The sequence below is a fragment of the Prevotella sp. oral taxon 299 str. F0039 genome (assembly GCF_000163055.2).
Classification (GTDB): Bacteria; Bacteroidota; Bacteroidia; order Bacteroidales; family Bacteroidaceae; genus Prevotella.
The window spans coordinates 834,432-846,210 of record NC_022111.1; the positions used below are offsets into that span (position 1 = coordinate 834,432).

7 protein-coding genes are annotated in these 11,779 nt (G+C 32.8%); 2 read left to right on the forward strand and 5 right to left on the reverse strand.

The window, feature by feature from the left end; genetic code table 11:
• Nucleotides 1-2 precede the first annotated feature (2 nt).
• From HMPREF0669_RS06410 to nhaD, 4 genes are read right to left on the reverse strand one after another with little or no spacing between them, the layout of a single operon-like run.
• A complete protein-coding gene (locus HMPREF0669_RS06410; protein ID WP_009227707.1) occupies nt 3-1,211 on the reverse strand; it encodes a lipopolysaccharide assembly protein LapB in 1,209 nt (402 codons plus the stop codon).
• A 9-nt stretch (nt 1,212-1,220) separates the two neighbouring features.
• Nucleotides 1,221-2,300, reverse strand: a complete 1,080-nt coding sequence (locus HMPREF0669_RS06415; RefSeq protein WP_232236484.1) for a lipopolysaccharide assembly protein LapB — start codon at nt 2,298-2,300, stop codon at nt 1,221-1,223.
• 48 nt (nt 2,301-2,348) lie between these two features.
• Nucleotides 2,349-2,936, reverse strand: coding sequence for a GNAT family N-acetyltransferase (locus tag HMPREF0669_RS06420; protein WP_009227709.1), 588 nt, complete (start codon nt 2,934-2,936; stop codon nt 2,349-2,351).
• The gene (nhaD, locus tag HMPREF0669_RS06425) at nt 2,929-4,266 is read right to left on the reverse strand and encodes a sodium:proton antiporter NhaD (protein WP_009227710.1); all 1,338 of its coding nucleotides are present in this window, start codon (nt 4,264-4,266) and stop codon (nt 2,929-2,931) included. Before nhaD ends, HMPREF0669_RS06420 begins: the two co-directional genes overlap by 8 nt.
• A gap of 628 nt (nt 4,267-4,894) precedes the next feature.
• Here nhaD and HMPREF0669_RS06430 point away from each other — a divergent pair.
• Both HMPREF0669_RS06430 and HMPREF0669_RS06435 read left to right on the forward strand, forming a co-directional pair.
• On the forward strand, nt 4,895-8,125 hold the full coding sequence (locus HMPREF0669_RS06430; protein ID WP_009227711.1) for an exodeoxyribonuclease V subunit beta: 3,231 nt from the start codon (nt 4,895-4,897) through the stop codon (nt 8,123-8,125).
• On the forward strand, nt 8,122-10,998 hold the full coding sequence (locus tag HMPREF0669_RS06435) for a PD-(D/E)XK nuclease family protein (protein WP_009227712.1): 2,877 nt from the start codon (nt 8,122-8,124) through the stop codon (nt 10,996-10,998). Before HMPREF0669_RS06430 ends, HMPREF0669_RS06435 begins: the two co-directional genes overlap by 4 nt.
• A gap of 57 nt (nt 10,999-11,055) precedes the next feature.
• Here HMPREF0669_RS06435 and HMPREF0669_RS06440 read toward each other — a convergent pair whose 3' ends face one another.
• A complete protein-coding gene (locus tag HMPREF0669_RS06440; protein ID WP_009227713.1) occupies nt 11,056-11,688 on the reverse strand; it encodes a 3'-5' exonuclease in 633 nt (210 codons plus the stop codon).
• Nucleotides 11,689-11,779: the final 91 nt, after the last annotated feature.

Consider the following 11,779-nt stretch of genomic DNA (forward strand, 5'->3'; position numbering starts at 1 on the left):
CCTTATTTTCTCAATAACTTATCTATTTCTTCAAACTCTTTTCCCATATTTAAGTTTAAATATATGGTGTAAAGAGCTACTGCCCATTTATCTTTATCTTGTGGCTCTCTCTTTCTATATTCCTCCAAATAACCTAAAGCTTTTGTATATAGAGAGCCTATTTTTGATTTATTTTTACCCACATTTCCCACTTTTATATTTAGATCCTCCGCCTTATTAAAATAAGAAAGACCAATATTTAAAAGTATTCCAGAGGTTGTATCTTTCTCTGCTAATAGCGATTTACAAATATCAATACATTGATCATACCTCTTTAAATGATATAGTATAGAGCTTTTAGCAAAGCGAAATGAACGATTCAAACTATCAATTGCAAGAGCTCTTTCTACTAAATCCAATCCTTCAGAATAATTATCTTCATCGGCATAGAAGGAAATTAGCCTTGAAAAGAAGAAAGGAGAAACAGGATATTTATTAAACCCTTCTTTCAAAGTTTGCTCATAACGAACCGTATCTTTATTCATTTTATAGATATCTGCAAGATATTGCAGCGTATTAGCATAATGAGTTGAATCTGTAAGTGCTAAAGGCATATAATAAAGAGCCTTATTTGTTTCTTGTATTTTATATCCACAAAACACAGTCCAATAAGCAGCTTCAGACAAATATTTATCTTTTTGTGGAAGATTATTTGAGCTAAAGATAGGGTGTTGTGCTGTAGTTATATAAAGACTCAATAATTCAAAACCATTATTATAATCTTTCTTACGAATAAAGAACACTCCTCCATTAAACAAATTGGCTCTAGTACTCAACAGCATATTTGCATACTTATCACGAGATTTATTTATTTCTTTCTCGGGTCTATTATCCTTTACCTGAATAGAGTCTAAGCAAATAGCTACCTTAAACATTTCTGCTATATTGTTATAGAATTGAGTTGTATCACAAGGACGTTTTAGATAAAGGGCTTCATTACCATTTAAATATCTCTTATTCAATACTTCAAATAATGTATTCCAAACCTTATCATTATGTATATTTGCAGAATCTTTAAGCAAGTTCCGCATTATTTGTTCTGCTTGATTTAAGTTGTTTGATTTCTTTATCATTTGCTTCACTTGAGAGATTTCTTTCTTCTGCGCCATGAGTGATAACGAACACCCTGCAAATAATAATATAACCAATAATTGTATTCTTAACTTTTTCATCTTTTTATACTATTTTTCTGTAGGCATTATTTTTGCTAACGATTTCAATGCCACCTTATCTTTCAGTGCATAAAGAACCACATAAAGTGGATTTCTCCAATCAATCTTCTTACATTCTGGGTCTTGCTCTTTAACTAGTTCTAAGTTCTTACGCGCCAAATTTAAGTTATCTCTAACCTGTTTTTGTTGTTCTTGAGTTAAACGCTTCCCGCTTTCTTTTATATTATCACGATATTCTAAGGCTTTAGAGCTATAACTTATACCAATGTTATATAACAAATGAATAGACGACCCACCTAACTTTTCTGCAGACGTAAATGCTTCTATTGCTTCATTCCATTTCTTTTTAGTCATCATAATTTCTCCCCACAACAACAAAACCTGTACATTTTTAGAATCACGCAAAAGTTCTTCATTTGTAAATTGTTCTAGCTCCGCAGCATATTGTGGTTGAGATAGATATTCGATTATCAAGTGAAAGAAAAGCGAATTATTGGGATTTGTTGTGTGAAGATTTAGTAAAGCCAATAGATATACTGTCGAATTGGTTGGCGTTTCTATTTTTTCTTTCATACACAACACTTTTAACTCCGCAGACTTTTCTGCCCAATCTTTAAATAAGAGCGACTTATCTACATAAAAATCAGCATCTTTATAGTTTTTAATTGAATAAAAATGTGAAGCTGTATTATAAAAGATTGCACCCAAATTATCTTGATTTTGTTTAAAAAGTGGTGACGAAGCACTTTCAATAATTACGTTAGTGATATACTTGCGAGTACTAAAACTCAAGGTTGTATCTTGTAGTTTAGAAACTAACTTTGTTCGAAGACTCACTAAACGATCTTTATTTTGCGCAACATAAGCACTGTGAACTGCATCTTGTTTCTCACATTCTAATCCTAAAAGAATGGCATTTGCAACTTTCATATAATATTGATTAGAATCTTTCTCTAAAGCTATACTGCTCAAAAGACTATTCAATTGCTCATTTATTTTCGATGTTTTAGTTTGTTTCTTATGTGGAGATGCAAATAGCATAACCACATTGATCATCAATATTATAATGAATTTTATTCGTCTTTTCATATAAAGTATTTTAAAGAGAATGTCTATTGCATTGAAAGAACATTCTATCTATTTTTCGCTTTCTATATGATATTGCAAATGTTTCATTGAATGCCCCCCCCAACTAGAATCATTAACATATTGGAAACCTACTTTTGAATAGAGCTTTTCAGCTAAAGGATTATTACAATCAACTAATAATCCTACATGATTAATATGGAGATTACGGGCTTTTTCTATTGTTGCTTTAAGTAATTTTTGAGCAATCCCTTTTTCTCTAAATGATTTTTTTACAGCTAAACTATCAACATATAACTCTCCTTCTTGCGTTTCATCGTTCATATCTGCAAAGTCTCTGTTAAATCGTACCTTTGCTATTTCAATAAATTTAGAACGCAAAAAACGTAAATCTTTACCATCATACGACAAGCATATTCCAACAACATCGTTATTATGCACAGCAACTAGAGTGTTTGTATAGCTATATTGCGATTGTTCATCATTCACCAAACAAATCATTGCTTGTTTAAAATCATCAAGAGTTTGATTCTCTCCAATAAAAAACAGACAACACTCATCTGTCATTGCAGTCATGATTAACTGTGCAATAGATTCCGCTTGTTCTCTTATAGCAGGTTGGATTGTTATTTTATACATGCATTTTTATAATCCAATAGCAAAATATTCCTATTAAATAACCAATAAGAGTTGGACCAGCAACACGCTTCAAGTACCAGCCAAAAGTGATTTTTTCGAGTCCCATAACAACAACTCCAGCTGCACTTCCTATGATAAGTATAGAGCCACCGACTCCTGCACAATACGCTAAAAGTTGCCAAAAGATTCCATCTACAGCCATATCACCTGTAGGAGCCACAGTATACATACCCATACAGCCAGCAACTAAAGGTACATTATCAACTATACTTGATAAAATTCCTATAATTCCTGTTACAATAAAATGGTTACCTTCCGACACTTCATTAAGCCAAACTCCAAGATTTTCCAATACTTTAATCTCTTCTAAACATGCTACAGCCATCAAAATTCCTAAGAAGAACAAGATTGTAGCCATATCTATATGAGCAATTAGATTAGCAACTCTATTCTGTAATCCTTCATTATCACCATGCTCGGCACGATAGAACATCTCAGTTGCAGTCCAAAGAACTCCTAAAACTAATAATATTCCCACAAAAGGAGGCAAATGTGTGATGGATTTAAATATTGGAACAAACATTAATCCTCCGACTCCAAGAACAAATATAATTTTTCTTTGAGTTTTAGAAAAATCTAAAACCTCATAATCTGTAGCCATATTAGTATCTACAAGGGCAAGTTCTCCTGTCAAAGAACGTTGAAGTAGAAGTGTAGGTATAATCATTGAGGCTAAAGAAGGAATTAAAATTTCTTCCATTACACCAGCAGCAGTAATAACACCTTTATTCCAAAGCATAATCGTTGTTACATCTCCAATTGGCGAAAAAGCACCTCCTGAATTTGCAGCAACAATAACTAATGATGCATATATCATACGATCTTTATGATCTGGTACAAGTTTTCGAAGAATCATGATCATTACTATACTCGTTGTTAAATTATCGAGAATAGCAGAAAGGAAGAATGTTATAAATACAATACGCCATAAAAGAGTTTTTTTTCCACGCGTCTGAAGGATATCTCTCACAAAATTAAATCCTCCATTCTTATCTACAACCTCTACAATTGTCATTGCTCCCATAAGAAAGAACAATGTTTCTGCAGTTCCACCGAGATGATGATCAATTATTCCTGCAATACTCGAAGCGACTGTTTCAGATGTTAATCCTGTAATATATTCTCCTGGATTAGTCATAAACAAGGTCCAACAACCAACAAACATCAACAAAGCTATAGCCGCTTTATTTATTTTTGTGAATCCTTCTAAAGCTATACAAAGATAGCCAAGCACAAAAACTACTACGATCAATAATGTAACACTTACCATTTATTTATAGATATTACTTGTTTTAATTTCGTTACAAAGATAAGAAATATATTTCATTTTCATTCTAATTATTTATTTTTCACAAGACAACTCTCTACATAATCAAATTTAAAAGGTATTTTCTTATTTTTTAATAACAAAGAAATAATGCCACACATAAAAGGAATGAACGACTATAACTTGAGAGTTTAATCACTTCATTAGATACAAGTCTCATAAAACAAAAGTTTATTCATATTATTATCAAAACAAATATAGAATGAAATATTTATTAGACTTACATATAAAAAGGAAACATAATATACTCAACAATTAGACATTTACGTTTCTAATTATAGAACTTTCTAAAAGAAGTATAATAAACTTGTTTTTAAAAGCTATGCTATTTGCTTGTAAAAACATTGTTATTATGATGCAAAAGCAATGCTATTACACATTAAAATCTATGCTTTTACTTCTTACTCACATTTGACTTAAATATTAAGCAGAATCATTCTACCAATAAATATGCTAGAGAAAAGCTCACACAAAGATAGTTTTTGAAATAAAAGGAATTGTCTTTCGGCTCTTTTCTCAATGATTTTATGTAAGTTTGTAATGTTTTTAAAACATCTAGACAAATACAACTATGAATGCTCCCTTAACAGTTTACAAGGCAAGTGCGGGTTCTGGTAAAACATTTACATTGACAATAGAATATATCAAGTTGTTAATTAAGGATCCTTTGTCGTATAAACAAATCCTAGCAGTAACCTTTACGAACAAAGCAACAGAAGAAATGAAGATGCGAATACTAAGTCAATTATATGGACTTTCACGTCTTCTCCCCGACTCTAACGCTTATTTAGAAATAATAAAGAAAGATACTGAGCTTTCAGAAGAACAGATTAGACAACGTTCTTCGTTAGCTTTGGGCTACCTCATTCACAACTATTCGTATTTTCAAATACAAACAATTGACACCTTTTTTCAAGGTGTTTTAAACAACTTAGCCCGTGAATTAGATTTAACGGCAAAACTTCGTGTGACTCTTAACGATGAACAACTGAAAGAAAGGGCTGTAGATAGATTGATAGAAGAGCTAGATCCTAAGAATAAAGTATTAAAATGGGTGCTTGATTTACTTGAAGAAAACCAAGAAGAGAACAAGGCTTGGAATGTTATATCAGAGCTTAAATCGTTTGGAAAGAATATCTTTTCTGACTTATACAAACAAAATGAAAAACAATTGTCTAGTTTTTTAGAAGACGAAAACAAGGTTAAGGAATTCAAGAACACACTTATAAAAGCAAAAAAAGAGGCTATTGAAAAACTAGATAAAAGCGTTACGGCTTTCTTTGATATTCTAAATGAATCTGGATTAGATATCAGTGACTTCAAAAATGGGGCAAGAGGAGTACCTAGTTACTTCCTAACTTTACAAAAACAAGAGTACACTAAGACTAATTTCCCTACGAAAACAGCATTAAACGGCTTAACAAGTTCAGACGCATGGATTAGTAAAGGCGGTGAAGAAAAGAAGCCTTACCTACGCAGTTTAGTTGAACAACGCTTCATGCCACTATTGAATGGCGTTGAAAGTATGCGTGTTCCACTTACCAAAACCATTCTTTCTGTCACTCTAACACTGCAACATCTCAATAAACTTCGATTGCTTAGTAACATCGAAAAAAAAGTACATGAAATCAATAACGAAAACAATCAGTTCTTGTTAAGCGACACTCAAATACTCTTAAACTCTATGATTGAGGAGTCAGACTCGCCCTTTTTGTTCGAAAAAATAGGCACTCGACTTGAACATATCATGATAGATGAGTTTCAAGATACAAGTACTACTCAATGGAAAAACTTCAAAATACTCCTTAATGAGTGCTTGAGTCATGCCGAAAGTAGTAACCTTATCGTTGGAGATGTTAAACAAAGTATTTACAGATGGAGAAATGGTGACTGGAAATTGCTTAACAATATCGACCAAGAATTCAATCATTCTGAAGAGGTTTTAGATATAAAAAACCTTACAACAAATTATCGTTCTAGTAGAAACATCATCACTTTTAACAATGCTTTCTTTTACTCTTTGGTAAAAACTGAGGCTGGAATATTACATGAGATATCTGAAAAAGAAGAACAACAGCTACAAAGTGCTTATGATGACGTGGCGCAATTAGTTCCTAAAAACAAGCCTAATAAAGGCTATGTGCAAATAGAATTCCTTAAGAAGGAAGTATATGAAGAGGAGACCCTCCCACAAACTAAAGCCATTATTCAAGACCTTTTAGATAAAGGTGCACAGCCAAAAGACATTGCTATCATTCATCGTAAGAACGACAAGCTACAAGAAATAGCTAATTATTTAATGAATGAAATGCCTCATTTGCACTTTGTTTCGTCAGAAGCATTTAAGATTCACTCATCAAGTGCAGTGAATATCATTATAAAAGCATTAAAATTCTTAGTGAATAACGATGATAAACTGGCCTTAGCTGAATTGGTTCAAACCTATCAAACAGAGGTTTTGCAAACCAAAGATATCGATTCTTTAATGGTAGAGAATAGAGATAGTCTTGAAAATCTATTACCTAAGTCATTCTATATCAACATAGATGAACTTAGAGAACTTGCCTTATTGAATTTGATAGAAACCATATTTAATGCTTTTTCATTAGATACGTTGAAGGAACAAACAAGCTATGTTTGCACATTCTACGACAAAGTGAATGAGTTTATCACAGACAATGGCTCTAACTTACCATTATTCTTAAATCAATGGGAAGACGATTTGTATAACACAACCATATCAACTGAGCAACTAGATGGTATTACGCTCATCACAATCCACAGGTGTAAGGGTCTGGAATACAAGCATGTTATCATGCCATTCTGCGACTGGAAGCTTAAACAAGATGCGACAATGCTTTTCAAAACACCTGAAGCTCCATTCTCACTGATACCAATTCTGCCAATATATAACTCAAGAAGCAAAATGATGAACACCATCTTTGAGTCGCAATATATAGAAGAATACTCGCAAACAATTGTGGATAACCTCAATATGTTGTATGTTGCTTTCACTCGAGCATGCGATAGTTTGTTTGTAATATCATGTGCAAATCAAAGCATTTTATATCGTGCTAGTTCTATACAAGCTGCAATGATAAATATAAAAGATCAATTACCAAACTGCACTATTATTGACGAATTAGACAAAGAAGATTGCTATTTCAAGTTCGAATATGGCAAATTAGAGGTTGAAGCGGTTCAAAAAGAGGACGAAAAGTCGATGAATATCTTTAAAACCCCTATTATTCCGCATCAAATAGATATAAAGAACTATGCGGAAAAGGCATCTTTCTTACAGAGTAATAAGAGTAATGAGTATCTAAAAGGCGAAGAAACCAAATCTAAACAACAGCAATATATAGAGCTAGGACAAGTTCTTCACAAAATATTCTCACAGATAAAGAAGAAAGAAGACATTGCTGCAGCCATAGAAAAATTGGACTATGAAGGCGTAATTGATAACAAAAAGATAAACAAAGAGAATTTACAAAACCTTATATATAAACGCTTTGAGAACCCAATTGTAGAGGAATGGTTTAGCGACAAATGGACAGTTTTTAACGAATGTGCTATCCTTAGCGTTGATCCTACAACCAATTCGGTTATTAAAAGACGTCCCGACAGGGTGATATACGATGGAGATCAGATGATTGTTATCGACTTTAAATTTGGCTCTCCCAAAGATATTTACATCCAACAGATAGAGAATTATATGACTCTTCTAAAGGAAATGGGTTATAAAAAGATTAAAGGTTATTTGTGGTTTGTATACTCTAATAATATAAAGGAGGTGAAATGATGAACTTTTTAGAAGCAGTTGCAAAAGATATTATAGCAAAATATGGAACCAATTTGGCTGATATTGCCATTGTGTTCCCCAACAAACGTGCAGCATTATTTATGAATGAATACCTTGCACGCATTGCTAATAAACCACTATGGAGCCCTTCGTATCTAACAATTAGTGATCTTTTCTATCGCAATACCGATTTAGTTGTAGGCGATCAGATTAAACTTGTGTGCGATCTTCATCGTTCTTTTACTGAATGTACGGGCTTAGATGAAACCTTAGATCATTTCTTTAACTGGGGACAATTATTGCTTTCAGACTTTGATGACGTTGATAAAAACATGGCAGAAGCATCTAAAGTGTTTGCAAACATACAAAATCTACATGAATTAGATGATATTTCTTACTTGTCTGAACAGCAAAAAGAAATTATAAAGAAATTCTTTATCAACTTTAAAGACAACCATAATTCTGAGCTTAAGCAACGTTTTTTGAATCTATGGAGTAAACTTGAGGATATTTATAACAACTTTAATGCTCGCTTAAAACAGCAAGGTATTAGCTATGAAGGGGCTATTTATAGGGAGGTTATTGAGCAGAAAAATCTTGATTTGCCTCATAAACACTACTTATTTGTAGGCTTTAACCTCCTACAAAAGGTAGAGCAAGAGTTGTTTAACATTATAAAGAAAGAAGGAAAAGCTAAGTTTTATTGGGACTTCGATAAGTATTACACCATAAATAACCAACAAGAAGCTGGCTATTACATCAAACAATACTTAGCAATATACCCCAATGAGCTTGACAATAGCAATGATTCGATATACAATTGCTTTAAGAAAGAAAAAGACATAACATACATTTCTGCCACAACTAATAATATACAAGCTCGCAATATTGCAGATTGGCTACAACAGAACGATAGAATAAAGGCAGGAAAAGATACCGTTATTGTTCTGTGCGACGAAACTTTATTGCCCACAGTGCTACACTGTTTACCCGAAGAAGTTGACAAAGTGAACATCACGATGGGCTTTCCTCTACAACAAACTCATATCAGTTCGCTTGTAAAAAGCCTCATAACACTACAACTAATAGGTAGGATTAATAACGAAGATCGATTCCGTTTGAAATATGTTGATGAGATTCTTAATCACCCTTATTGCCATTATATATCTGAAAAGAATAAGGAGTTGTATGTAAGTCTGCACGAAAAGCGTAACTACTACCCTACTTCTAAAGAGCTTCAGATAGACGATTGCCTTACAAAGGTATTCTCATCTCCTGCCAATATACACGAAACCCATTTTGCATCACTTGTCGATTGGATTATAGACATAGTGGAACTCATTGGCAATAATACCAAAGAAGCAGATGATCCATTACTTAAAGAATCGGTATTTAGAATGTTTACATTACTCAACAGAGTAAGTTCGCTTATTAAAAGCAACGACTTAATTGTAGACCTTGTTACTTTAAAGGGCGTAATAGACCAATTTATTCAATCTACAACCATTCCTTTCCATGGTGAACCAATCGAAGGAATACAGATAATGGGAGTACTCGAAACTCGTAATCTCGATTTCAAACACATCCTTATGATATCGTGCAACGAAGGAAATATGCCCAAGTCTCTTCACGACTCATCATTCATTCCCTATTCAATACGCAAAGCATACAACCTAACAATTATCGACCACAAGATAGCTATCTTTGCTTATTATTTCTATAGACTGATACAAAGACCTCAAGACATCACAATTTCGTATAACAATGCAACTGCATTTGGACAGAATTCTGAGATGAGTCGCTTTATGATTCAACTCATGGTAGAGAGCAAGCACTCTATAAAAAGACAAGCATTGCTCACCAATCAATATCTAGAACCAACTCAAAACAAATGTATTTCAAAGTCAAAAGAGATTATGAACATTCTCAATGGCATTGAAAAGATATCACCTTCGGCTATCAACGAGTATCTAAAATGCCCATTTAAGTTCTATTATAGTAAGATATTAGGGATTAGAGAGCCTGAGATTGAGCAAGAAGGAGCCTTAGATAACAGAACTTATGGAAATGTTTATCACAGGTCTGCCGAGCTAATTTATAAAAAGATAATGGACAAAAATAATGTCGTTTCAAAAGAAAGTATTGAAAAGATACGTAAAAGTAGAGCGACTATTGAACAGTGTGTAGATGAAGCTTTCAGCGAACTAGTATTTAAAACAACTTCTTCAAAATATCGTCCTAAGTACAATGGTTTACAACTTGTTAACCGAGAGAGCATTATTAACTACCTAATAAAAATGCTCCAACAAGACGAAGCATCTGCTCCTATCACCATAAAGGGACTTGAGTTACGCATTAATTCAGAAATTTCGTTCATTAGTAACAACGAAAAGAGAAGTTTAACAATCAAGGGTTTCATTGATAGACTGGACGAAGTACGTCACGAAAGTGAAGGAAGAATGATAAGAGTTATCGACTATAAGACAGGTAGACCAAGTTTAAAGCACCCCAAAGACGTTGAAGATGTGTTTAATAGAACAAAGATTCACGAGACAAAAGCAGACTATTATCTACAAACAATGCTCTATTCTAATGTTGTAAGAGATAATATTGAACTGAATAAAGAACAACTTCCTGTGAGTCCATGCCTTGTGTATATTCAAAATATAGGCTCTGAAACAAACAAAATTCACTTAGAATTGAAGAATGAACCTATATATGATATCAAGTTATATCAAATAGATTTTATGGCAAATCTTCAAGGAGTACTTGGTGAAATCTTTAATAGTGAAATTCCATTCACCGCTACTCAAGACACATCTTGGTGCAAATTCTGCACTTATAGCAAACTATGTATTGAAAAACGAAAATAAGAAAAGTCAATAATAAAGTTTAAGATAAAAGAAATTTGAAATCTAATTTTAATATTTCTATATTGAAGCAGATTCGACAATCATTTCAAAATGATAATCATTTGTTGTAATAAGTCGTGCAATTTCTTCATAAAGTTGGATGCAAGCCCATGCATCAATGGCTGCATAAGTCTTTTGTTTATCATTTAAAACTTCATGATCCCAGTTCGATAAACGTTGTCGTTTGCTTATTTTTTCACCAAAAACATTGGCATAGAGCTTTTGTAAACTTAAGTCTTCAATGCCTATTGCTCCTACAATTTTCTGTAAATCAATAAAATGTCCGGGCTTAAATTCTTTACGTTTACGTAGTGCTAGCAAGTCATCGTTCCACGAAAGACCAATCATAGGAATATAATTGTTCTCTAATAATCTTATCAAACAATTGGGTAAACCTATCATATTAAGGCGAAATAAGAAACAAACATCATGCGAAGCAACTTGAAGAAGTGAAACTTTATGTGTAATCCCCTTACTAAATGAAGGTCGGGTTTCTGTGTCTACACCTAGGATTTCTTGCTGCATTAAATATTCAACCGCCCTTTCTGCCTCTTGTTCACCTTGAATAACAATTATCTTTCCTGTGAAATTAACTGGAGGTAACGTTGAAAGTATGCGTTTATCTATTTTATTATATATTACTTTTTTCATTATTTTACGATACCAATAAGATTTTGCAAAAATAGAAAAAACTTGCGATAAAATGGTCATTTCTTAGTTTTTTACACTATTTTTGCAGTTA

Excerpts from the sequence above, each read along its gene's own strand:
- HMPREF0669_RS06440 (WP_009227713.1), bottom strand. The coding sequence starts at position 11,688 with ATGAAAAAAGTAATATATAATAAAATAGATAAACGCATACTTTCAACG.
- HMPREF0669_RS06420 (WP_009227709.1), bottom strand. The coding sequence starts at position 2,936 with ATGTATAAAATAACAATCCAACCTGCTATAAGAGAACAAGCGGAATCT.
- HMPREF0669_RS06415 (WP_232236484.1), bottom strand. The coding sequence starts at position 2,300 with ATGAAAAGACGAATAAAATTCATTATAATATTGATGATCAATGTGGTT.
- HMPREF0669_RS06410 (WP_009227707.1), bottom strand. The coding sequence starts at position 1,211 with ATGAAAAAGTTAAGAATACAATTATTGGTTATATTATTATTTGCAGGG.
- HMPREF0669_RS06430 (WP_009227711.1), top strand. The coding sequence starts at position 4,895 with ATGAATGCTCCCTTAACAGTTTACAAGGCAAGTGCGGGTTCTGGTAAA.
- HMPREF0669_RS06435 (WP_009227712.1), top strand. The coding sequence starts at position 8,122 with ATGATGAACTTTTTAGAAGCAGTTGCAAAAGATATTATAGCAAAATAT.
- nhaD (WP_009227710.1), bottom strand. The coding sequence starts at position 4,266 with ATGGTAAGTGTTACATTATTGATCGTAGTAGTTTTTGTGCTTGGCTAT.